22 protein-coding genes are annotated in these 22,886 nt (G+C 42.5%); 16 read left to right on the top strand and 6 right to left on the bottom strand.

Translation table 11 applies throughout. From position 1 onward, the window contains the following. Positions 1 to 74: 74 nt before the first annotated feature. The 5 genes from AC59JO_RS10320 to AC59JO_RS10300 form a co-directional block, all read right to left on the bottom strand. Positions 75 to 470: a DUF805 domain-containing protein gene (locus AC59JO_RS10320; protein WP_497305158.1), complete on the bottom strand. Its 396-nt coding sequence runs from the start codon at positions 468 to 470 to the stop codon at positions 75 to 77. Between the two features lie 318 nt (positions 471 to 788). Continuing rightward, the gene (locus AC59JO_RS10315) at positions 789 to 1,865 is read right to left on the bottom strand and encodes a glutaminyl-peptide cyclotransferase (RefSeq protein ID WP_497305156.1); all 1,077 of its coding nucleotides are present in this window, start codon (positions 1,863 to 1,865) and stop codon (positions 789 to 791) included. A 5-nt stretch (positions 1,866 to 1,870) separates the two neighbouring features. After that, positions 1,871 to 2,239 (bottom strand): YraN family protein, encoded by a 369-nt coding sequence (locus tag AC59JO_RS10310; RefSeq protein ID WP_413666134.1) that lies wholly within the window; start codon positions 2,237 to 2,239, stop codon positions 1,871 to 1,873. Then, positions 2,239 to 4,182 carry a DNA primase gene (gene dnaG / locus AC59JO_RS10305; RefSeq protein WP_497305154.1) on the bottom strand — a complete coding sequence of 648 codons (1,944 nt, stop codon included), beginning with the start codon at positions 4,180 to 4,182 and terminating at the stop codon, positions 2,239 to 2,241. The genes AC59JO_RS10310 and dnaG overlap by 1 nt, the downstream gene beginning before the upstream one ends. Before the next feature lie 49 nt (positions 4,183 to 4,231). Beyond that, entirely contained in the window at positions 4,232 to 5,101 is an 870-nt protein-coding gene (locus AC59JO_RS10300) for a DMT family transporter (RefSeq protein WP_497305152.1), read from the bottom strand. Between the two features lie 111 nt (positions 5,102 to 5,212). Here AC59JO_RS10300 and AC59JO_RS10295 point away from each other — a divergent pair, with 111 nt between their 5' ends. The 16 genes from AC59JO_RS10295 to AC59JO_RS10220 all read left to right on the top strand — a co-directional run bounded on the left by AC59JO_RS10295 (position 5,213) and on the right by AC59JO_RS10220 (position 21,168). After that, entirely contained in the window at positions 5,213 to 5,704 is a 492-nt protein-coding gene (locus AC59JO_RS10295; RefSeq protein WP_413666131.1) for a DUF6252 domain-containing protein, read from the top strand. Positions 5,705 to 5,762: 58 nt separating this feature from the next. Further along, complete coding sequence (locus tag AC59JO_RS10290) at positions 5,763 to 5,975, top strand: hypothetical protein (RefSeq protein WP_413666130.1); 213 nt, start codon at positions 5,763 to 5,765, stop codon at positions 5,973 to 5,975. A 209-nt stretch (positions 5,976 to 6,184) separates the two neighbouring features. Then, positions 6,185 to 7,621, top strand: coding sequence for an asparagine--tRNA ligase (gene asnS / locus AC59JO_RS10285; RefSeq protein WP_497305150.1), 1,437 nt, complete (start codon positions 6,185 to 6,187; stop codon positions 7,619 to 7,621). A 101-nt stretch (positions 7,622 to 7,722) separates the two neighbouring features. Beyond that, the gene (locus AC59JO_RS10280) at positions 7,723 to 8,199 is read left to right on the top strand and encodes an SRPBCC family protein (protein WP_413666128.1); all 477 of its coding nucleotides are present in this window, start codon (positions 7,723 to 7,725) and stop codon (positions 8,197 to 8,199) included. Between the two features lie 85 nt (positions 8,200 to 8,284). After that, positions 8,285 to 8,827, top strand: a complete 543-nt coding sequence (locus AC59JO_RS10275; RefSeq protein WP_497305148.1) for an RBBP9/YdeN family alpha/beta hydrolase — start codon at positions 8,285 to 8,287, stop codon at positions 8,825 to 8,827. A gap of 278 nt (positions 8,828 to 9,105) precedes the next feature. Then, entirely contained in the window at positions 9,106 to 9,471 is a 366-nt protein-coding gene (locus AC59JO_RS10270) for a methionine-R-sulfoxide reductase (protein WP_497305146.1), read from the top strand. Between the two features lie 566 nt (positions 9,472 to 10,037). Continuing rightward, positions 10,038 to 11,012 carry a ribonucleoside-diphosphate reductase small subunit gene (locus tag AC59JO_RS10265; protein ID WP_413666125.1) on the top strand — a complete coding sequence of 325 codons (975 nt, stop codon included), beginning with the start codon at positions 10,038 to 10,040 and terminating at the stop codon, positions 11,010 to 11,012. A gap of 139 nt (positions 11,013 to 11,151) precedes the next feature. Beyond that, positions 11,152 to 13,524 carry a ribonucleoside-diphosphate reductase subunit alpha gene (locus AC59JO_RS10260; protein ID WP_413666124.1) on the top strand — a complete coding sequence of 791 codons (2,373 nt, stop codon included), beginning with the start codon at positions 11,152 to 11,154 and terminating at the stop codon, positions 13,522 to 13,524. A 212-nt stretch (positions 13,525 to 13,736) separates the two neighbouring features. Then, complete coding sequence (locus AC59JO_RS10255; protein WP_413666123.1) at positions 13,737 to 13,943, top strand: cysteine-rich CWC family protein; 207 nt, start codon at positions 13,737 to 13,739, stop codon at positions 13,941 to 13,943. A 276-nt stretch (positions 13,944 to 14,219) separates the two neighbouring features. After that, positions 14,220 to 14,402 (top strand): hypothetical protein, encoded by a 183-nt coding sequence (locus AC59JO_RS10250; protein WP_090530234.1) that lies wholly within the window; start codon positions 14,220 to 14,222, stop codon positions 14,400 to 14,402. A 250-nt stretch (positions 14,403 to 14,652) separates the two neighbouring features. Further along, positions 14,653 to 15,345: a hypothetical protein gene (locus AC59JO_RS10245; RefSeq protein WP_413666122.1), complete on the top strand. Its 693-nt coding sequence runs from the start codon at positions 14,653 to 14,655 to the stop codon at positions 15,343 to 15,345. 490 nt (positions 15,346 to 15,835) lie between these two features. After that, positions 15,836 to 16,249: a 30S ribosomal protein S12 gene (gene rpsL, locus AC59JO_RS10240; protein WP_073405808.1), complete on the top strand. Its 414-nt coding sequence runs from the start codon at positions 15,836 to 15,838 to the stop codon at positions 16,247 to 16,249. Positions 16,250 to 16,268: 19 nt separating this feature from the next. Next, positions 16,269 to 16,736, top strand: a complete 468-nt coding sequence (gene rpsG / locus AC59JO_RS10235; protein ID WP_022830654.1) for a 30S ribosomal protein S7 — start codon at positions 16,269 to 16,271, stop codon at positions 16,734 to 16,736. Between the two features lie 190 nt (positions 16,737 to 16,926). Further along, the gene (gene fusA, locus AC59JO_RS10230; protein WP_090530243.1) at positions 16,927 to 19,038 is read left to right on the top strand and encodes an elongation factor G; all 2,112 of its coding nucleotides are present in this window, start codon (positions 16,927 to 16,929) and stop codon (positions 19,036 to 19,038) included. A 147-nt stretch (positions 19,039 to 19,185) separates the two neighbouring features. Continuing rightward, a complete protein-coding gene (gene rpsJ / locus AC59JO_RS10225) occupies positions 19,186 to 19,491 on the top strand; it encodes a 30S ribosomal protein S10 (RefSeq protein ID WP_022830652.1) in 306 nt (101 codons plus the stop codon). Positions 19,492 to 20,088: 597 nt separating this feature from the next. Continuing rightward, positions 20,089 to 21,168: an Ldh family oxidoreductase gene (locus tag AC59JO_RS10220; protein ID WP_497305140.1), complete on the top strand. Its 1,080-nt coding sequence runs from the start codon at positions 20,089 to 20,091 to the stop codon at positions 21,166 to 21,168. A 218-nt stretch (positions 21,169 to 21,386) separates the two neighbouring features. Here AC59JO_RS10220 and lepB read toward each other — a convergent pair whose 3' ends face one another. Beyond that, entirely contained in the window at positions 21,387 to 22,865 is a 1,479-nt protein-coding gene (gene lepB, locus AC59JO_RS10215) for a signal peptidase I (RefSeq protein ID WP_413666120.1), read from the bottom strand. Positions 22,866 to 22,886: the final 21 nt, after the last annotated feature.

Genomic DNA, 22,886 nt, shown 5'->3' with positions numbered 1-22,886 from the left:
GCATGACTTCAGCTTTCAGCTGATGGATCGTAAGCCACGAGTTACGCTATCGCTAAACCCGCGGTAGTGTATCACTATTCTTTTGTCTCCGAATAACTTTCTGTGGACTGACTTTGCGGTGGCGGAAAAGGGCTTTGGTAATCGGCCGGGTCAAATGAGGCCCCTATGCCTTTCGGATTATCACCATACTGGTTTTCACCGGCTTCACCATCAAAAAATAGAAGGGCTATAAAATAAAAAGGGATGATCTGGAACCAACCACTCTTACCCAAATCGTGGCAACGCTTTGCACCCTGCGACCAAAAAAACCAAAGCAACGGGATGAAAGCAAGGAATGCAACCATTGAAACTGCGCTACCACCCGGTATAATGCTAATTATTACCAAATAGCAAATGGCATAAATGATAAAGCTGATGCCGTATTCCGTTCTACGAATACGGCCTTCAAAAGAAAACAAATTCTGAAACATGTTTAAATGATTAGGTTAGGAATAAATTAACTGGTTTAAAGATATTATTTAGATATAAAATCAAAGAATAATTATTTGTTAAGATGCAGCTTGATTATGATACTGCCGAGGGCTCCCAGCCCATGGTTTAATACTATTTCAGCTTTCAGCTGGTGGAATGTAAGCTTTCAGCTTACACCATGCCAACCACGAGTTACGCTATCGCTAAACTCGCGGTAGTATACTACTGTAACGCGAAATGCCCGGATTTTCCGGGCATTTCGCGTTTATAAAAATTCTTATTTCAAACAATAGTTCCCCTTTTGGGGACAAGGGGGCTTAAGGAAACGGCACAAACTTAACCTGATACAAATGAGGCCACTTTTTGCCGGTTACAAACAGGCGTTGACCTTTGGCATCCCAGGCTATGCCATTTAGTACATTGTTGTTCCAATCCCTGTCCTGCGGGCGGCTGGCTACCGGGTAAATTTCTTTCATATCAATCACCTGCTCAACAGCGCCGGTTTTAGGATTAATCACCAATATGTTATCCGTTTGATAAACATTGGCATAGATCTTTCCGTTGATAAATTCCAGTTCGTTTATCGAATCTATCTGTTGTTTATCATCGCATACATCAACGTGCCCTATCGGGCGGTAGTTGTTCTTATCCAAAAACCAAAGACGATTGGTACTGTCATCCATGTACAACTTATTACCGTCAAAGCACATTCCCCATCCTTCCGGGCCAACATTGTTGGTGAAGTTGTTAAGTAGCTTCAACGTATTTTTATCGTATACAAAACCTACTTTTTCCTTCCAGGTAAGCTGAATTACTTTATCGCCCACAACAGATAACCCTTCACCGAAGTATTGGGTGTCGAGCTTGGTTTCCTGCAAAACCTTGCCGGTGTTGAGGTCTACCTTACGGATGGACGAGTGTTTATAGTCGCCGGTACTTTCGTATAAAATACCATCAACGTATTGCAGGCCTTCGGTATAAGCGGCGGTATCATGAGGGAATACTTTTTCGACCTTATAGGTGTACCGGGCAGGTGCCTTCGCAGCCAGAAGAAGTATATTGGTTGTTACCTCATTGCTTTTACCACCTTCATAAACCTTGGCGGTGATCATCCTGATGCCTAAGCCAATGGTATCGGTTTTAAGGCTGATACCTGCAGTATCCTTACTGGAAGCAATTTTTGCGGAATCGAGCAGGTAAACTACCGAATCAACTTTACTACCTGCGGGATAACCTACTTTAATATCAATTTTATCGCCGGCTTTGTAGTTGGTGCCGGCATCGGGGGTTATGGTATAATCTGTAGCCGAACTATCTGGTTTATGTTTACAGCTGTAACCCAAAGCCGTTAGGGCAAGGGCGGCAAAGAATAGCTTTAATTTATTGTTATTCATAAGTGTTATGTGGCCGAAGGCCAAAACGCATCTTCTATATGGTTTAGTATATAATTTCCGCCGCGGTCAAACAAAATGGCGATGATATCAAACCTCACTTCTCCCTGGTGGTTCATGAGGTAAATATATTCATCGGCAGCTTCGGCCAGGAGCTTTTGTTTACGGTTATCAACAAAATCTTCCGGTTCGCCAAAGCCATTGCCCGTGCGGGTTTTTACTTCGGTAAATATAATAACCTTGTCTTTATAAGCAATAATATCTATTTCGGCTTTTCCGAAAGTCCAGTTTTCATCAAGTATCTCGTAGCCTGCCTTTTCAAGATGGGTTTTAGCTAATGCTTCGCCGGTGCGACCAAGATCGAGGTGTTGGGCCATTATTTTATAATTACGGATCCCAAAAAGTCAGATATTGATTTTTCTACTTTCTTCATGCGCATGTACTGATTAAGCAGTATTTCCTGGTCGGCCTCAGTATCAGCTTTTTGAAGTTGTGTGCGCAGGTCTTCCAGCATCTTGCCAACCTTATGTTTTTTAAGGTGAAATATCGCACCGAGAATAGTAGCCTTCATATTCGCCTGCTCATCGTTCACCGTGATCTTATGCATTTCGTACCAGTTTTCGCTAAGCGAATACTTACTGGCTAACATGTTAATGGTTAAATCAACGATAGCTTTATCCTTATGATGAATAAAATAGGCCTCATCCGGCAGTACACCGTTTTCTACCTCGCGACGGTAAATTTCTGCGATCTGCTTACAAACCGGGTGATCAAAGGTAACATCACTTAGCTCAGCTATAATGAAGGGGCCTATGTAGGTATTGGCAATGCCGTCCCAGTCAATCATCCTGCTACCGTAATGCAGCAATAAACGCACAATTTCTTTCTCCTGGAAAGCGTCGTCCTTGGCAACCTGGGGTTCCGGTTCTATCGGCTCATCAAAAAAGTGAGGTTCATCGGGCATTTCCGCAAACCTGTTGTTTTGCTGCTGACGCTGCTGCTCCTCTTTTTTGGCTTTAGCCGTGCGCATTTTATTAAGCTCGGATAAAAGGGCGCGCTCATCTATCTGTAATAAACCGCTACACTCTTTTATAAATACCGAAGCCTTAATGCTATCCGGGATTTTGGCAATACTTTCAACCACTTCACGGATTACGTCGGCTTTTTTTATCGGATCGTTGCCAACTTCTTTAAGCAGGATCTGGGTTTTATAGAGGATGAAATCCTTTTTATTTTCCTCGATATGTTTTTTGAAAGCGCTTGAACCCTTCGACTGTACAAACGAATCGGGATCATGCCCATCCGGGAACAGCACCACTTTTACGTTGAGTCCCTCTTCCAGGATCATATCCAAACCACGCAGCGAGGCTTTTATCCCCGCCGCATCGCCATCATATAATATGGTGATGTTTTTGGTAAAACGAGCGATGAGCTTGATCTGCTCGGTAGTAAGCGATGTACCCGAAGAGGCCACCACATTTTCAACCCCGGCCTGGTGTACCGAGAGTACGTCGGCATAACCCTCTACCAGGTAGCAGTTATCCTGCTCGCGGATAGCTTTTTTGGCAAAATAAAGCCCGTAAAGTACATTTGATTTATGGTAGATCTCAGACTCGGGCGAGTTAACGTATTTGGCTACGTTCTTATCTTTCTTTAGCGTACGGCCACCAAAGCCTATCACCCTGCCCGTAAAGCTATGAATCGGGAACATTACCCTGCCGCGGTACCTATCGTACAGCGCACCGTTATCCCGCTTTACCGACAGGCCGCTTTCAACCAAAAATGGCTCTTTATAGCCGTTTCTGATAGCAGCACCGGTAAAAGCTTCCCATTGATCGGGCGAATAGCCTAACTCAAATTTTTTGATGGTTTCGGCAGTAAACCCCCGTTCTTTAAAGTAACTGAGACCAATGCTTTGCCCCTCTTCGGTTTCGAGCATGGTTTCATGGAAAAACTTAGCGGCAAAGGCTGATACGATCATGAGGCTTTCGCGGCGAAGCTCTTCCTCACGGTTTTCGGGAGCCTCAACGGTTTCTTCAACCTCGATGCCGTATTTTTTCGCCAGCCATTTCAGGGCTTCGGGATAGCTGAACTTTTCCAGCTCCATTAAAAATGTAACCGCCGAGCCACCTTTTCCAGTTGAGAAATCTTTAAAAATCCCTTTTGCCGGCGATACCGTGAACGAAGGGGTGCGCTCATTGGCAAATGGCGAAAGGCCTACATAGTTGGCCCCGCGTTTTTTTAACTGTACAAATTCCCCTATCACCTCCACAATGTCGGTGGCTTCCATAATACGGTCGATAGTGGATTTTTGGATCATGAGTTAGCTGCAAATGTAGGGCAAAACCTTGTTGGATAATTAACAATCGTTAAGATACAATTTTATTTGCCTGATTACGTGGCTTTAAAAATGTTACCGCTATGCCACCCAAAACAATGGCGCTGCCCACTATCTCATTAAAACCCAAACGCTCATGGAGTAAAAATGCAGCAAGCAGCCCGGCAAAAACTGTTTGGCTCAATAAAGCGATAGATACTTTGGTTGATTCGAGATAGCGCAACGAATAATTAATAGTAAGCCAGCCTGCTAACTGACAAATAAGCCCCATACCAATAAAACAAAGCCATACTTTTAATGACAAATGAATAATATCATTATGCATGCATCCATTTATCACCAGCAAAAAAATACTGGCACTTAGCATACTGTAAAACATAAAACTAAACACATCAATCCCGGCCATAATATTTTTAGTGATCATGATGTAGGTGGCATAAAAAAAGCTGGCCAGCATGGCCAATAATATACCCGTATTAAGTTCCATATGTAATATATGCTCATAACCTACCAATATCACCATACCGGCGATGGCTATAAACGTCCCTATCCAGAATAGCAGGCCCGACCGCTTTCTTAAAAACAGGAAACTCATTAAACCCACCCAAACCGGTGCCAGGTTGGCTATCAGCGTTGAAACAGTGGCGCTGATTTTTAACAATGAAATATTCCAAACAGCAATATCCATGGCGAAAACCATTCCTGCAGCTATAGATACCAACAGTTGCTTTTGATCTACTTTAAGTTTCCTTTTAATTATACAAAAAGGCGCCAGGCAAACCCATGCTACAAACACCCTGTAAAACGCCGAACCAATTGGCGATACCCCGGCAAGCTTTACAAATATCGGCGAAAAGGAGATACATAAAATGCCAATAACAAGGCTCAATCTGGGGTTCATGGGCAAAAAATTAAATGAGCGGCAAACTTACTGAAAGCCTGTATAATATGCCTTACTTTTAAATACCTTTATATTACCTGTACAATTAGTTAACCTCTCATCACCAAATCAATGAAATACCCCCGGTTTATGTTAACTATAGCCGTGACGCTGCTTTTTTCGGCTTGCAAAAAGAAGGATTGCTGCAATTTTCCGGTTGCTCCTGATTTTATACTTGCGCAAAAAAACAATGCCAAATGGGAGGCTGATCCTTCAGGTTCAAATATCCTGGGCGATACTATTACGATATCAGGAAAAACCAATACCGGGACTGAAGAAGAACAAATGAGTTTCAAAATCGTATTTGACGGGGTTGGGTATTATACACTCAAAGCAAACGAAAAATTTTACCGGGTTACAAAAAACGGAGCCTTATTGGTGGAATATAAGCCCGACCCAACTCACCTTAGTTCGGTAACTATAATTTCGTATAATCAGACCGATAAGATATTACAGGGGCTTTTCGAACTCAGGTTTCTGAAAGTGAACGATAACCCTCCGGGGAGTTACCCGGATAAGGTTTTTTTTAGCGAAGGCAAGTTTAAAGCAACACTCAAGTATTAACTTACGTATTAGTGTAACTTAACGAATTTATTATTCGTATTAGTTGTAAATTTGTTTTATGAAAAAAGCTCTATTACTAACCGCCTCAGTATCACTCCTGTTACTTGCTGGTTGCCAAAAAAATGGCGTAGCTCCAAAGCAAGACAGCGTTAGTACTAAAAAAAGCATCCTTAATCAGTCGTTGAATAAAACCAAAGACACGATTATGGTTGGCGGTCAGGCGGCACCAAGCTTAAACCGTCGTGACACCATTATGGTATCAGGCAAGTAAGCGCAAAAAGAAATGGCCGGGAATGCCATATGTTCCCGGCTATGTTTTGGATTATAGATTTCATTTTCCCACTATACCCCTCTCTCCGATATTTCCTTTCTATAATAACCGGCTAATGTTTTTTAGCTGATGTTTCAAAGTGTGCTTTGATAATTAATTGTATTTTTGCGACTCTAAAAATTATACAGTTTTATACAGAATTACAATTTATGAGTCAGCGAACTAAGATCAAAGCATTGCTGCAAAGCCAGCAAACCGAAATTGATGTAACCGTTAAAGGATGGGTGCGTGCATTCCGTTCAAATCGTTTTATTGCTTTGAATGATGGCTCAACTAATAATAATATCCAGATTGTTGTCGATTTTGAAAATACCGATCCGGCTTTGCTTAAACGCATCACCGTTGGTGCAGCATTAAGCGTTGAAGGTAAGCTCATCGCATCTTTAGGTAAAGGCCAAACTGTTGAGGTTGTAGCTACTGAAATTGAGATTTTAGGCGATAGTGATCCTGAAAAATATCCTATCCAGCCTAAAAAACATAGCCTTGAGTTTTTGAGGGAGAACGCTCACCTGCGTTTCCGCACCAGCACTTTCGGCGCTATTTTCAGGGTACGCAACAGCCTGGCATTTGCTGTACACCGGTTTTTCCAGGAGAGAGGCTTTGTTTACCTGCATACACCTGTAATTACCGCTTCGGATGCGGAGGGCGCGGGCGAAACATTCCACGTTACCAACTTCGATTTGGATAACATCCCGAAAACTGAAACCGGCGAGATCGATTTCAAGCAGGATTTTTTTGGCCGTGCTACCAACTTAACCGTATCCGGTCAACTGGAAGGCGAACTTGGTGCTATGGCCTTGAGCGATATTTATACCTTCGGCCCAACTTTCCGTGCAGAAAACTCAAACACTACCCGCCACCTGGCCGAGTTTTGGATGATTGAGCCCGAAGTAGCTTTTAACGATCTGGTTGACAACATGGACCTTGCCGAAGACATGTTGAAATACGTGATCAAATACGCGCTTGATAAAAATGCCGATGATATTGAGTTTTTAACCCAGCGCTTAACCGAAGAAGAAAAAACCAAACCGCAAAACGAGCGTTCGGAAATGACGCTGCTCGAAAAATTGCAGTTTTGCTTAAATAACGATTTTGAGCGCCTCACTTATACCGAAGCTATCGACATCCTGAAAGAATCGACCCCGAACAAAAAGAAAAAATTTGTTTATCCTGTTGAAGGCTGGGGTACCGATCTGCAGAGCGAGCACGAACGTTACCTGGTTGAAAAACATTTCAAAAAGCCGGTAATCCTGACCGATTACCCGAAGGAAATTAAAGCATTTTACATGCGCCAGAACGACGACGGTAAAACTGTACGCGCTATGGATATCCTGTTTCCGGGTATCGGCGAAATTGTTGGCGGATCTCAGCGCGAGGAACGTTTAGACAAGCTTGAACAACGCATGAATGAAATGGGCATTCCTACCGAAGAGCTTTGGTGGTACCTGGATACCCGCCGTTTTGGATCTTGTCCGCATGCCGGCTTTGGTTTAGGTTTTGAGCGTCTGGTATTGTTTGTTACGGGTATGGGCAACATCCGCGATGTGATCCCTTTCCCAAGGTTTCCTAAGAATGCGGAATTTTAACCGTTGATCGTTTTTTGATTTTTATGATTACGCTGATTATTTGCAAAGCGTAACCTTATATTTAGGCTGTTGTTATGCAACAGCCTATTTTTTTATATCACATGCCATCACAAATCCTGCTTGCCACCCATATTAATGCCCCTGTTGAAAAAGTTTTTGATATTGCCCGTAATATTGATGTGCATGTAGAATCAACCAAACATACCGGCGAGCAGGCTATTGCCGGGCGGACAAGCGGCCTGATAGAACTCGGCGAAACCGTTACATGGCGGGCCAAACATTTCGGCGTGTGGCAAAACCTTACCTCAAAGATCACCGAAATGGAATACCCTAATTACTTTACGGATGTCCAGGTTGAAGGTGCTTTTAAAAACTTTACCCACGAGCACTATTTTTATCCCATCCTTAACCAAACTATGATGCGTGATATTTTCACTTTCGAATCGCCCGGAGGGATATTTGGAGAAGCTGCGAACTTCCTGTTTTTATCTAATTATATGACGAGGTTGTTATTAAAGCGGAATGCGGTGATTAAGCAAATCGCTGAAGCACCCCAGCCCCCTAAAGGGGGAGTTTAACTGCCTTAGCCTACTGCGGGCAACTATTTAAAAATCCATATATTGAGCATTCAATTATTAGGATATTTAACATCTTACTGAAACTATGACTTTCAACGCTGACATTCTTATACATCCCGGTCTGGGCAATTCAGGCCCGCAGCATTGGCAAAGCATCTGGGAAAAGCAGTTCAACTTTACCCGTGTTGAACAACAGGATTGGGAAACTCCTGTTTGCAGCGATTGGGTAAAAACTCTAAATGAATATGTAAACAGGCATGATCCGGCAAATGTGATATTAGTTGGCCATAGCCTTGCCTGCGCCGCCATAGCCCGATGGGCCGGGCAATATAACATTAACATAAAAGGAGCATTACTGGTTGCGCCGAGCGATACCGAAGCGGATAGCTATCCAACCGGCACAAGTGGTTTTACGCCGATGCCTTTAGGCAAACTACCATTCAAATCAATAACTGTGATTAGTAATAATGATTTCTACGTAAACCCGGAACGGGCCCGGTTATTTGCAAACAATTGGGGAAGTGAGATAGTGAATATAGGTGACGCAGGCCATATCAATGTATCAGCAGGTTATGGTGAATGGGATAATGGCCTTGAGTTGTTGAAAAAGCTGGACGCAGGATACTAAGCGCACCGCCGCGGGCTTTCAGCCAGCGGTTAAGCATAGCTTCGGTTTTCAGCTGACATAATATAGATTAAAAACCCGCGGTTATCTGTTTTTTGCAATTTGCACATCTGAAATCTGCACATCAACACATTTGCCGCTCCCCCGTCAAACCAGTGTAAACATCAACCGGTAAAACATTATATCGACCCGATTTGTCGTATCTTTATATAGATCGAAAAGCCGAATAAAATCTTAATCGGTGAAATCATCAAAAATCTGTGTAATCCCAACAAAAAAATATGGAATACAATCAATTAACGCCCGAAGAAGAAAGGGTAATATTATACAAAGGCACCGAAAGGCCGTTTACCGGCTCGTTACTAAACAATAAGGCACACGGCCTGTACGTTTGCAAACGCTGCGATGCACCATTGTACCGTTCGGAAGATAAATTTGAATCATTTTGCGGCTGGCCAAGTTTCGACGATGAGATCTCCGGAGCGGTTCGTCGCGAAGTGGATGCCGATGGCCGCAGGGTAGAGATCTTATGTGCTAATTGCGGTGCCCACCTGGGCCACGTGTTTGAAGGCGAGTATATGACACCCAAAAATACCCGTCATTGTGTCAATTCGGTATCAATGAAATTTGTTCCGGTAGAGGACTAAAAATAATTCGTAAAACTTTGAGGAATACGCCCATAAGTTGATGACTTATGGGCGTATTTGTTTTCCACATTTTCGTCGCCGGGAAAATTTATCCGCTCATTTAGATATTCATATCGGCCCAAAGTAAAAGCCTTACATTATTGGCAATAATTGTCGGCAAAGCGTCAAGTAATTTACAATGTTAAATTATTGTAATCCGCAAGTTTTGAAGCTATTAATTTTCACCCCGCCGTTTAATACGTTGTTTTCAAGTTCATTAATTTTTGATGTTGATAACTCCGGCTTATTCAAGTGTTGATAACTCGGGGGTTTGTGAAAAACTATCATTCACAACTACACAATTCAAACATTAACTTTGCTCAACAAGGTAATAAAAAGGCATTCGGCCGACAGCCCGACGCACTCGTCAACCCCTGATTAAATCACTGGCTGTCAGAAAGTTAAACAATACAGTTGCTAAGGATCGATCCGAAGGCATCAAAATTCAAGGCTTTATTGAAAGGTAAGGCCCGCTTTCGTGTCTGAATACCTGAATGAAGAAAGAAATTAAAAAAAAGTAGGCACCAATGAGTTTGGAAAACGAATTATTACTACGGGAAAACAAGGACCGGTTTGTTATCCTTCCCATCAAGTATCCCGCAATTTGGGAAATGTACAAAAAGGCGGAGGCCAGCTTCTGGACAGCCGAAGAGATCGACCTGTCGGACGATATCAAACATTGGGAAAGTCTTAATTCGGGCGAGAAACATTTCATCTCGCATGTACTTGCTTTTTTTGCCGCAAGCGATGGTATCGTGAACGAGAACCTGGCGGTAAATTTCATGAGCGAAGTACAGTTGCCCGAAGCACGGTGCTTTTACGGTTTCCAGATCATGATGGAAAACATCCATTCTGAAACCTATGCCCTGCTGATAGACACCTATGTAAAAGATCCGGCCGAGAAAGATCGTCTTTTCCACGCTATTGAAACTGTACCGTGTGTTGGCAAAAAAGCCGAGTGGGCGTTGAAATGGATCAACAATGGCAACTTTGCCGAGCGTTTAGTAGCGTTTGCAGCTGTTGAAGGTATCTTCTTTTCTGGCAGCTTTTGCTCTATATTCTGGCTTAAAAAACGTGGCCTGATGCCGGGCTTAACTTTCAGCAATGAGCTGATTTCACGTGATGAAGGCTCACATTGCGAATTTGCCTGCTTATTGTATGGTATGCTCGAAAACAAACTGCCACAGGAACAGGTTACTAAAATTATTACCGACGCTGTTGAAATTGAAAAAGAATTTATCACCGATGCACTGCCTGTTAACCTGATAGGCATGAACGCCAAACTGATGAGCCAGTACATTGAGTTTGTGGCCGACAGATGGTTGAGCGAATTGGGCTATGATAAATATTATAATGCCACTAATCCGTTCGATTTCATGGAAATGATTTCATTGCAGGGCAAAACCAACTTTTTTGAAAAACGCGTAGGCGATTACCAAAAAAGTGGTGTACTAAACGCATCGGCCGAAAGCAAGAGCTTTTCGCTTGATGATGATTTTTAATTGAAGAGGTTAGAGATTGGTGATTAGATGGTTTCAGGCTAATCCCAAAATCAGGAAAATCAAGGTTCAGAAAATAATCAAATCACAATAATATTAACTAAAAAAGCTTCGCTTTTAACGGGGCAAAAGGAGGGGGAAAATGTTCGTAATAAAAAGAGACGGCAGAAGAGAGTCCGTAAAATTTGACAAGATCACCGCACGTATCGAAAAACTGTGCTACGGGTTTCAGTTAGTTGACCCTATTGATGTGGCTAAAAAGGTAATTGAAGGTTTGTTTGACGGCGTTACCACCTCCGAGCTGGATAACCTGGCTGCCGAAACCGCCGCTTCATTAACCACCAAGCACCCTGATTATGCTTTGCTGGCTTCGCGTATAGCGGTATCCAACCTACACAAAAACACCATCAAATCGTTTTCTGAAACCATGCGCCTCCTGCATGAATATGTTGATAAGAAAACCGGTAAAGACGCATCCCTTATTGCCGATGATGTTTATGAGGTGATTAAAGAAAATGCCGAACTGCTTGACAGCACCATCATTTATGACCGCGATTTTGGTTTTGATTACTTTGGTTTCAAAACCCTTGAAAAATCATACCTGTTAAAAATCGATGGCAAAATTGCCGAGCGCCCTCAGCACCTGTTCATGCGTGTATCGGTTGGTATCCACAAACACGATATTGAAAGCGCCATTAAAACATACCATTTAATGAGCGAGCGTTGGTTTACACATGCTACACCAACCCTGTTCAATGCAGGTACACCAAAACCACAAATGTCGTCATGCTTCCTGTTAACCATGAAAGATGACAGCATCGAAGGCATTTATGATACTTTGAAACAAACCGCCAAAATTTCGCAAAGCGCGGGTGGTATCGGTTTAAGCATCCACAACGTAAGGGCTACAGGTTCATACATCAGCGGTACTAATGGTACCAGCAACGGCATCATCCCAATGCTGCGTGTATTTAATGATACTGCACGTTATGTAGATCAGGGCGGTGGTAAACGTAAAGGCGCTTTCGCTGTTTACTTAGAGCCATGGCATGCTGATATTTTTGAATTCCTTGACCTGCGTAAAAACCATGGTAAAGAAGAAATGCGTGCCCGCGACTTGTTCTACGCCCTTTGGGTATCTGACCTGTTTATGCAACGCGTTGAAGCCAATGAAGATTGGAGCTTATTTTGCCCGCACGAAGCACCAGGCTTAGCCGATTGCTGGGGTAAAGAGTTTGAAGAGCTTTACGTTAAATACGAAAAAGAAGGCCGTCAGCGCCGTACTGTAAAAGCACAGGAACTTTGGTTTGCTGTACTTGACGCGCAGGTTGAAACCGGTACACCATACTTATTATATAAAGATGCTGCCAACGGTAAATCAAACCAGCAAAACTTAGGTACCATTAAAAGCTCAAACCTTTGCACCGAAATCATCGAGTATACCGATGCAAACGAAGTAGCTGTTTGTAACCTTGCTTCATTAGCATTGCCACGTTACATTAACAACGGTACTTTTGACCATGAAAAACTTTACGAAGTAACTTACCAGGCTACCGTGAACCTTAACCGGATCATTGATGGCAACTACTACCCTGTTAAGGAAGCTGAGTACTCAAACCTACGTCACCGTCCTATTGGTTTAGGTGTACAAGGTTTGGCTGATACTTTCATCCAGCTGCGTATGCCGTTTGAAAGCGATGAAGCTAAGAAACTGAACATCGAGATATTTGAAACCATCTACTTTGCAGCTATGACAGCTTCAAAAGATATGGCTATAAAAGATGGCGCTTACGAAACTTTCAAAGGTTCACCACTGTCACAAGGTAAATTCCAGTTCGATCTATGGGGTGTAAAACCAGAAAGCGGCAGATGGGATTGGGAAAACCTGCGTTTAGATGTAATGAACCATGGCGTACGTAACTCATTATTGGTTGCACCAATGCCAACTGCTTCAACATCACAAATTTTGGGCAACAATGAATGTTTTGAGCCATACACTTCAAACATTTACACCCGTCGTGTATTAAGCGGTGAGTTCATTGTAGTAAATAAATACCTGCTACGCGATTTGGTTAACCTTGGCTTGTGGAGCACCAGCATGAAAGATAAGATCATCAGCGCAAACGGTTCAATCCAGGAAATCCCCGAGATTCCGGCTGATATCAAAGCATTGTACAAAACTGTTTGGGAGATCAAGATGCGCAGCATCATTGATATGGCTGCCGACAGGGGCGCGTACATTTGCCAGTCGCAATCATTGAACCTGTTCATCAACTCGCCAAACGCTTCAAAACTTACTTCAATGCATTTCTATGCATGGAAAAAAGGCTTGAAAACAGGTATGTACTACCTGCGTACACAAGCGGCATCGCAAGCGGTTAAATTTACTGTTGAGAACCAGGGCGGCAAAAACATGGATCCGGTTATCCCTGCCGTTGTTGACGCCGTTGCCGACGAAATTCCTGCAGGCCCAACCTGCTCAATGGAAGAAGGCTGCGTGACTTGCTCAGCTTAAGTTTTTTTGTAGTCGTAAAGTCCGTAAGTCGGATAAGTCCGAAAGACAAAGAACAATAGATTTAAAGTCCATAAGTTTTAGCTTATGGACTTTTTTGTTTTAGTGGGATTGAGCTGACATAGAACTTGTGTTTATTCGATACCTTTGACTCAAGACTTCCGCACCACTTCTTTCGGACTTGCGGACTTCCCGACTTTCGGACTTAAAAACAAATGCACAAACACGAAATTATCCGTTGCGAACGTTGCGAAACACCTTTTGAATGTAAAGCCAATTCATTCACCAAGTGCCAGTGCAGTACCGTGCAGCTTACTATTAATGAGGTACAATATGTAAGCGAACTGTATGACGGGTGTTTGTGTGCTAATTGTTTGTTGATCATTCAGCAGGAGTACAGGGAGAATATGGGGGTGGTTTGATTCGAAATGTGGCCACGCTATTTTTTTAAGATAAACGACTACTTATTACATCCCTTCATTGCGAGGTACGAAGCAATCCCCTACTTTACAGGGCGGATTTGCATAGCCTCTCTACTTCTTGGGGATTGCTTCGTACCTCGCAATGACGCTTGATTATGAACAAGCTACCAAAGCTATTCTTTTTCAAATTAATCTCCCCCGATTAATCCTTTTCCATTTCCATTAGTCATATATATGTACATCTTCAATAAAGATGATGATTAAAGATTTTATACCATGAAAAGGAAATTTGTTGCTTTGGCACTTTTAATATCAGCAGTAGTATCTGTAACCTCAGGTTGTGTAGTACGTGAAGATTATGGTCACCACCATAGATACCGTAACGGTTATAATAATGGTTATAACAATGGCTACCATGACGGTGACGACCATGGCCATTATCACGACCGCGGTTATTAAGATTGTTAGTTTAAGTTTTCCATAAGTAGTTTAGTGAGTGATGAAAGAGAGTGCCGGTTTTTACCGGTGCTCTTTTATATGTGCAGACTATAATAAACGCCGAATTTTATTGCGTATTTAATTGCTATTTGTCAAAAAATCAAAATTAAAAATCCATAAAATAAATTACAACAAAATTTAATTCTGTAAAATTTGATTTTTAAAAATATTTTTTTCTAAATTTGGTCCATACATTACAAACCTATCAAAAATGAACTGCATTAAATCTACCATGAGCTACGTATGCAGGCTTGCATTTATAGCTGCATTAACTTTATCACTTATAGTAAGCGCCGTTACAACCATAGCCAAAACTCCCAAACATCATATAACTATTATCACAGATACCCAGCTCAAAGCATTTGAAGGCATTTACCAATTAAAGGAAAACGAGTTCAGGGTTTATAAATTAGTGGCAGATGGCGATAAATTGGTTGCTCAACAACTTGGAGGAGATCAAAAATTAATTTTAACCCGCAAATCGGATCTTAAATTTGAACTTATGGATGACGATGGAGATGAAAAAATCCCTGTTGTTTTTTCAAAGAATGAAGCGGGAGAGATCAGCCAAATTTCTTTGGGTGGCCGGCAAACCTTTATTAAAATAAAAAGCTATACTCCTCCAAAAGAGGTACAGCTGAAGCCCGACCAAATAAAAGTTTTAGCAGGCAAATACCAGTCGGATGAGCGGGCTGATCTTTTTATCACAATCACTGCAATACCCAATGGTTTAACGCTTAAACAATCATGGGATGGCAAGGAGATCAATTTTAAGCCCCTATCAGATGTGCTGTTTTTAAACCAAGCGTTTGGCTTTCCTTTAAAATTCACTAAAGATGCGAGCGGCAACACCGTCAAAGTATTGGCTTTTAACCGCGATACCTGGAATAAGGTAAAAGAATAAACTCCCTTATTAAATCATTATATAAAATATTATGGGCCGGCCCGCTGTCACCTAAACCTGGTTACATCGGTAACCGGCCCTTTTTTATTATACCTGTAGGCATAATATTAATTGAAACGAATTTCGCAATAGGGATGGAAGTGGATACCGGCCAATGAGCGTAAGGCATGCAGGCGTATGAACGTAAAGCCCGGGCCGAAGGTATTGCCCGGTTTAGTAATTGGAGATTGGAGGTTAGTTTGCTTTTGTCTGAACTCGAATTAAATGAATTGTTAGAATTTATTGAATTTGTTTTTCCTTCTGCTAATTCTTTAATTCCAGAAATTCGAGTTCAGACAATTTACCACCCGAAAACAAAATTTTAATCCTCACACCCTCAACTTCTTCCCCTTAAAAAAACTTTCACACAACTACTTGAAAATCAAAAATAATGTTCGTACTTTTGCAGTCCCGAAATGCGGGATAAAATAATTAGACAAAAAAGCAAGAAATGCCTACTATTCAGCAATTAGTTAGAAAAGGTAGAGTAGCTCTGGTTGACAAGAGTAAGTCACCAGCGTTGGACAGCTGTCCACAGCGAAGAGGCGTATGCACACGTGTGTATACCACTACCCCTAAAAAACCAAACTCAGCAATGCGTAAAGTTGCCCGTGTGCGCTTAACCAACGGTAAAGAAGTAAACGCTTACATCCCAGGTGAAGGTCACAACTTACAGGAGCACTCTATCGTTTTGATCCGCGGTGGTCGTGTTAAAGACTTACCAGGTGTACGTTACCACATCATACGTGGTGCACTGGATACATCAGGTGTAGCTGGCCGTAACCAACGACGTTCAAAATATGGTACCAAACGTCCTAAACCAGGTCAGGTAGCAGCAGCGCCAACAAAAGGTAAAAAGAAATAATTAAGGAGGATAGAAAGCAATGAGAAAGTCAAAACCAAAAAAGAGAATTATCCTTCCTGATCCAAAGTTCAATGATACTTTGGTAACAAGGTTTGTAAACAACATGATGTATGATGGTAAAAAATCAACCGCATACTCTATTTTTTACAACGCTGTTGAAATTGTTGAGAAAAAAACAAGCGAAAACGGCTTAGAAACCTGGAAAAAAGCTTTAAACAATGTAATGCCTGCTGTTGAAGTAAAAAGCCGCCGTGTAGGTGGTGCTAACTTCCAGGTACCTACAGAGGTTCGTCCGGAGCGTAAAATAGCTTTAGGTATGAAATGGTTAATCAGCTATGCACGTCGTCGTGGTGAAAAAACCATGATGGAGAAATTAGCCGGCGAGATCATATCAGCAGCTAAAGGCGAAGGTGCCGCTGTTAAGAAGAAAGAAGATACGCACAAAATGGCTGAGGCTAACAAAGCGTTCTCTCACTTTAGATTCTAATTAGTGAATGACTGAATTAGTGAATTATTGATTTGGTAACATTTTACTAATCAATAATTCATTATTTCGGCAATTCATCCCATAAAAAACAAATAAAAGGATTGAATTAACAATTGAAGATACAATAGGACTTGATCCGCACGTTTTTATTCAATCACTAATTCACTAATTCAAAAACTCAATAATTGACATGTCAAGAGATCTAAAATATACAAGAAACATTGGTATTGCCGCTCACATTGATGCTGGTAAAACTACCACTACCGAGCGTATCCTTTACTATGCTGGTGTAAGCCACAAAATTGGTGAGGTACACGAAGGTGCCGCTACTATGGACTGGATGGCCCAGGAGCAGGAGCGTGGTATCACCATCACTTCGGCTGCAACAACCGTAAACTGGAAATACCGTAACCACAACTATCACATGAACATCATTGATACCCCGGGTCACGTGGACTTTACCGTAGAGGTAAACCGTTCATTACGTGTACTTGATGGTTTGGTGTTCTTATTCAGCGCGGTTGACGGTGTTGAGCCTCAGTCAGAAACCAACTGGCGTTTGGCTAACAACTACAACGTACCGCGTATTGGTTTCGTTAACAAAATGGACCGCTCTGGCGCCGATTTCTTAAACGTGGTAAAACAGGTTAAAGAAATGTTGGGCAGCGTTGCTATCCCATTACAGTTACCTATCGGTGCTGAAGACCAGTTTAAAGGTGTGGTTGATTTGATCAACTTCCGTGGTATTGTTTGGAATGAGCACGATAAAGGTATGACCTTTACCGAAGTGCCTATCCCTGCCGATATGCTTGACGAAGCTACTGAGTGGAGAGAGAAATTATTGGAAGCAGTTGCTGAGTTTGATGACTCTTTAATGGAGAAATTCTTTGAAGATCCTACAACCATCACTGAGCGCGAAGTATTAGACGCTTTACGTCAGGCTACTTTGGCCGGTAAAATCGTTCCGATGACTTGCGGTTCATCTTTCAAAAACAAAGGTGTACAAACCATGCTTGACTATGTGATGGAGTTAATGCCTTCACCTCTTGATTCAAAAGGTGTTGTTGGTACTAACCCTGACACCGGTGCCGAAATTTTGGTTAAACCAGACGTTAAAGAACCATTTGCAGCATTAGCATTTAAAATTGCTACCGACCCGTTTGTGGGCCGTTTATGCTTCATCCGTGTTTACTCTGGTAACCTTGATGCTGGTTCATACGTGTACAACATGCGTTCAGAAAGCAAAGAGCGTATCAGCCGTATCTTCCAGATGCATGCTAACAAGCAAAACCCTATCCCTAACGTAGGTGCAGGTGATATTGCTGCGGTAGTAGGCTTTAAAGATATCAAAACAGGTGATACCCTTTGCGACGAGAAACATCAGTTGGTTCTTGAGTCGATGGTATTCCCTGAGCCGGTTATCGGTTTGGCAATTGAGCCTAAAACTCAGGCCGACGTTGATAAATTAGGTATTGCTTTAGGTAAACTAGCCGAAGAGGATCCAACTTTCCGCGTACAAACAGATCAAGATACTGGTCAAACAGTTATCTCTGGTATGGGTGAGTTACACCTGGATATTTTGATGGACCGTTTAAAACGCGAGTTTAAAGTGGAAGTTAACCAGGGTGCTCCTCAGGTAGCTTACAAAGAGGCTATCACCGGTACTATTCAACACCGTGAAACTTACAAGAAACAAACTGGTGGTCGTGGTAAATTCGCCGACATCCAGGTTGTTATCTCTCCAGCCGACGACAACAAAGAAGGCTTGCAGTTTGTTAACGAAATTGTTGGTGGTTCTATCCCACGTGAGTTTATCCCATCTGTTGAGAAAGGTTTCAAAGCCGCTATGGACAATGGTGTACTTGCAGGTTACCCGCTTACAAGCTTAAAAGTTCGTTTGATTGATGGTTCATTCCACGCTGTCGATTCGGACGCGTTATCATTCGAGATCGCTGCACGTTCTGCTTACCGCGAAGCATTGCCAAAATGTAAACCGGTATTGCTTGAGCCAATCATGAAAATCGAGATCTTAACCCCTGAAGAAAACATGGGTGATGTTATCGGTGACATGAACCGTCGTCGTGGCCAGCTGCAAGGTATGGACACCCGTAACGGCTCACAGGTAATCAAAGCTATGGTACCACTTTCTGAAATGTTTGGTTACGTAACTCAATTACGTACTATCACTTCAGGCCGTGCAACTTCAACTATGGAGTTTGACCACTACGCTGATGCACCTCGTAACGTACAGGACGAAGTTGTTGCCAAATCAAAAGGCCGCAAACAAGTTGCTATCGACTAAATTTAATTTGAAGATTGGATGATTTGATAATTTGAAGATGCTTTTTAATTTTCAAATCTTCAAATCACCAAATTTTCAAATACAGTAAATAAACAATCAACTATCCCTAATAAATAGCTCTTAGGGTAGTTAAAATTCAAATTAACAATGAGCCAAAGAATCAGGATCAAATTGAAATCTTACGATTACAATCTGGTAGACAAATCTGCCGAGAAAATCGTAAAAACAGTAAAGCCAACAGGCGCTGTAGTTAGCGGACCACTTCCGTTACCAACCGAAAAGAAAATCTTCACCGTATTACGTTCACCACACGTAAACAAAAAAGCACGTGAGCAATTCCAACTTTGCTCATACAAGCGCTTATTAGACATTTACAGCTCTAACTCAAAAACTGTAGATGCCCTGATGAAGCTTGAATTGCCAAGCGGTGTTGAGGTTGAGATCAAAGTTTGATAGACGACCGGCCCACTGAAAGGTGTGGGATCAAAAAATAAAAAGACCATTTGCGTAAGCGGATGGTCTTTTTTTTATGGGGATATTTATTGGATTAGCTGTAAGGAAATGAAGCAATCCTCACCCACCCGTCATTGCGAGGCACGAAGCAATCCCTAACTTTACTGAGCAACCATGCAAATCATCCCTGTATAGTTCGCGATTGCTTCGTACCTGGCAATGACGTATATTTTAATAATTATTTAAACACACTGCTATTGGCGTTGCCTGCGGCCCGGGCTGTACGCTCATACGCCTGCAGGCATTACGCACGGGCAGGTATCCGCTCCCATCCCTAACGCAGAATTTGCCTGAACCGTGATTTATGGGATTAATCGGATTATAGGATTTTGCCTGCCTGCTTTGGTCTGAACTCGAATTTGGGAGAATTAAGGAATGAGCAGAATGCTCACCAAATTCGATAAATTCTTATAATTCCTTAAAATTCGAGTTCAGACAAAAAAATCCTTCCATCCCAAAAATCCCCCCAAATCCAGGTTCAGACAAAAATCAACGAAATCAGCGTAATCAAAAAAATCAACGGTTATCTTTGCCCCTATGCTGATATCACCATCTACCCTACGCACCTTCACAGAAGATATATTTAAAGCAATAGGCTGCAGTCATGAACATGCTGTTTTAGCTGCTGATGTGCTGCTCAAGTCCGATCTGCGGGGCATCGATTCTCATGGCGTGGCCCGCCTGAGCGGCTATGTACGCCTCTGGGAAAAGAAACGCATTAACCCAACACCCAATATCCGGATAGTTCATGAAACGCCTACAACGGCTACAATAGATGGAGATGCAGGGCTTGGCTTGGTGGTTGCCCCTTTTGCAATGGAGGTAGCCGTTAAAAAAGCTGAATTATACGGCTCGGGCTGGGTGTCAGTACGCAATTCCAATCATTTTGGTATTGCAGGCTATCATGCATTAATGGCTGTAGAGAAAGATATGATAGGCTTTGCCATGACCAATGCCAGTCCGCTGGTTGCCCCTACTTTTTCAAGTGAGCGACTTTTGGGTACCAATCCCATGTGCTATGCCTTTCCGGCAGGTAAATATCCGCCGGTCATAGTTGATATGGCTACTTCGGCTGCTGCCAATGGTAAACTTGAAATAGCCCAGCGTTTGGGCAAGCAAGTTCCCGAAGGCTGGATTCAGGACAAAGAGGGCAATTACACTACCGATCCGCATGCCTTAAAAACAGGAGGCTCCCTCCTGCCCCTCGGCAGCGATCGTGATCATGGCAGCCACAAAGGTTTTGGCTTGAGCGCTACCGTTGATATATTATCAGCAGTACTATCCGGCGCAAACTACGGCCCCTGGGTGCCGCCGTTCGTTGCTTTTCTTGACCCGCCGAATGCCCCGGTTGGCGCAGGTATAGGCCACTTTTTAGGCGCCATGCGTGTTGATGGTTTCCGGCCGGTTGATGAGTTCAAAAATCATTTAGATAACTGGATAGAGCGGTTTAAATCATCAACTACGGTTGATCCGGAGCAAAAGGTCATCATCCCCGGCGAACCTGAAATGGAAGCCGAAGCGGACAGGATTGCCAATGGAATCCCATTAGTTGATGCTGTTGTGGAGGATTTGAATAAACTTGCGGAAAGGTTCGGAATTAGCCCCCTAACCCCCTAAAGGGGGAACAACAGTTCTAAATCAACAACTACCCACTACCGCAGGTTTAGCGCAGCGTAACCTGTGGGATTACGATGTAAGCTTCCAGCTTACATAAAATTCAGTTGAAAGCTGAAACCATAATAAAGCCCGCGGCAGCGTATACAATAAAGCACAAGGCCTGTTTTGCTCTGCAAAACAGGCCTTGTCTATTGTTCCCCCTTTAGGGGTTAGGGAGCCTAATGGATCAGGTTAAACAACCTGCTCCAACGAATCTTATGAATGAATGAAGCGTTATCATCAACACTCATCCAAATGAATAGCGCCTTACCTACTATGTGATCTTCAGGAACAAAGCCCCAAAAACGTGAATCTTCCGAATTATGACGGTTATCGCCCATCATAAAATAATAGTTCATTTTAAAAGTATAGCTATCGGCTTTCTGTCCGTTGATTAGGATGTCCTTACCGCTTACTTCTACTTTATTACCTTCATATACAGCGATAGCGCGGCCATAGATCGGGAAGGTTAAACTATCCAGCTTTACTGTCCAGCCTTTTTTAGGTACAATGATAGGCCCAAAGTTGTCAACGTTCCATTTATAATCAGGAATGTTTGCCCCTATTTTGTAATTGGAGAAAATGGCAGGATAAACCGGGTTCATAGGATCAGAAGCACCCCTGGGTGTTAATCTCGGTGTAACCGATTTGATGTTTGAATATCCCCTCAGTGCTTTTGCCGACTCCTCGGTAGTATTGGTAACAAATTCGGTGTTATTTATCGATGAGATATCAGACAAATGCAAATCCGTTGCTATCTGCGGGTTCAGCTCATTTCCGTCTGTTTTAACATCATAAGTGATCTCCCCTTTTGGCGGCGTAATAGCCGCTTTGTTGTTTATAAATACCTGTGCGTTAACGACGCTCAAAGTGTCACCAGGAGTGCCCTGGCAGCGTTTAATATAGTTTTCGCGTTTATCAACAGGCCTGAAATATGGCGAATCGGCATCCATAGGATAGTTAAAAACTACCACATCGCCTTTTTTCACATCGCTTAAACCTGGCAAACGATAATATGGCAACTCAAGGCCATCCCAATATGCCTTGGTATTAATTAGCGGCATGGTATGATGTGCAAAAGGAAATGCAACGGGCGTCATGGGTAAACGTGCCCCGTAATTCACTTTACTTACAAACAGGTAATCACCAATAAGCAACGAGCTTTCCATCGAAGCGCTAGGGATTACATACGCCTCAATAAACAGCGTACGGATCAGCGTGGCGGCTATCACTGCAAAAATGATAGCATCGGCCCATTCACGTGCCTGGGTTTTCTTTAAGGCGATCTTGTATTTAGCCCTGAACTCAGGACTGGCCGATTGGCCTAAATATTTGGTATCCTTATCAAAACCCCATTTTGGCAGGTAGATAAATTGCAGTGCAACACCTGCACAATGTTCGGCAAACGTAAACTTGCCGTAAGATTTAATAAAATCAATTGTTATACCCAAGGCAACAAGAAAGCCCAACCCCGGTATAAGTAACAATACAAACCACCAGCCAGGCCTTCCGCTTAATTTGATCATTATATAAAAATTGTAGAGCGGAATTATAGCTTCCCAACCCGGTCTGCCGGCCTTTTCAAATAACTTCCATAAGCCTACGTAAGGCAATATGATTAAAATAATAAATGCAATTACAAATCCTACAACGTTCACTTCAGTGTTTTTATATTTTCA

It is taken from the genome of Mucilaginibacter sp. A5337, assembly GCF_059690695.1.
This window is presented reverse-complemented; position numbering and strand designations above follow the sequence as displayed.

Excerpts from the sequence above, each read along its gene's own strand:
- AC59JO_RS10320 (WP_497305158.1), bottom strand. The coding sequence starts at position 470 with ATGTTTCAGAATTTGTTTTCTTTTGAAGGCCGTATTCGTAGAACGGAA.
- AC59JO_RS10315 (WP_497305156.1), bottom strand. The coding sequence starts at position 1,865 with ATGAATAACAATAAATTAAAGCTATTCTTTGCCGCCCTTGCCCTAACG.
- AC59JO_RS10310 (WP_413666134.1), bottom strand. The coding sequence starts at position 2,239 with ATGGCCCAACACCTCGATCTTGGTCGCACCGGCGAAGCATTAGCTAAA.
- dnaG (WP_497305154.1), bottom strand. The coding sequence starts at position 4,182 with ATGATCCAAAAATCCACTATCGACCGTATTATGGAAGCCACCGACATT.
- AC59JO_RS10300 (WP_497305152.1), bottom strand. The coding sequence starts at position 5,101 with ATGAACCCCAGATTGAGCCTTGTTATTGGCATTTTATGTATCTCCTTT.
- AC59JO_RS10295 (WP_413666131.1), top strand. The coding sequence starts at position 5,213 with ATGAAATACCCCCGGTTTATGTTAACTATAGCCGTGACGCTGCTTTTT.
- AC59JO_RS10290 (WP_413666130.1), top strand. The coding sequence starts at position 5,763 with ATGAAAAAAGCTCTATTACTAACCGCCTCAGTATCACTCCTGTTACTT.
- asnS (WP_497305150.1), top strand. The coding sequence starts at position 6,185 with ATGAGTCAGCGAACTAAGATCAAAGCATTGCTGCAAAGCCAGCAAACC.
- AC59JO_RS10280 (WP_413666128.1), top strand. The coding sequence starts at position 7,723 with ATGCCATCACAAATCCTGCTTGCCACCCATATTAATGCCCCTGTTGAA.
- AC59JO_RS10275 (WP_497305148.1), top strand. The coding sequence starts at position 8,285 with ATGACTTTCAACGCTGACATTCTTATACATCCCGGTCTGGGCAATTCA.
- AC59JO_RS10270 (WP_497305146.1), top strand. The coding sequence starts at position 9,106 with ATGGAATACAATCAATTAACGCCCGAAGAAGAAAGGGTAATATTATAC.
- AC59JO_RS10265 (WP_413666125.1), top strand. The coding sequence starts at position 10,038 with ATGAGTTTGGAAAACGAATTATTACTACGGGAAAACAAGGACCGGTTT.
- AC59JO_RS10260 (WP_413666124.1), top strand. The coding sequence starts at position 11,152 with ATGTTCGTAATAAAAAGAGACGGCAGAAGAGAGTCCGTAAAATTTGAC.
- AC59JO_RS10255 (WP_413666123.1), top strand. The coding sequence starts at position 13,737 with ATGCACAAACACGAAATTATCCGTTGCGAACGTTGCGAAACACCTTTT.
- AC59JO_RS10250 (WP_090530234.1), top strand. The coding sequence starts at position 14,220 with ATGAAAAGGAAATTTGTTGCTTTGGCACTTTTAATATCAGCAGTAGTA.
- AC59JO_RS10245 (WP_413666122.1), top strand. The coding sequence starts at position 14,653 with ATGAACTGCATTAAATCTACCATGAGCTACGTATGCAGGCTTGCATTT.
- rpsL (WP_073405808.1), top strand. The coding sequence starts at position 15,836 with ATGCCTACTATTCAGCAATTAGTTAGAAAAGGTAGAGTAGCTCTGGTT.
- rpsG (WP_022830654.1), top strand. The coding sequence starts at position 16,269 with ATGAGAAAGTCAAAACCAAAAAAGAGAATTATCCTTCCTGATCCAAAG.
- fusA (WP_090530243.1), top strand. The coding sequence starts at position 16,927 with ATGTCAAGAGATCTAAAATATACAAGAAACATTGGTATTGCCGCTCAC.
- rpsJ (WP_022830652.1), top strand. The coding sequence starts at position 19,186 with ATGAGCCAAAGAATCAGGATCAAATTGAAATCTTACGATTACAATCTG.
- AC59JO_RS10220 (WP_497305140.1), top strand. The coding sequence starts at position 20,089 with ATGCTGATATCACCATCTACCCTACGCACCTTCACAGAAGATATATTT.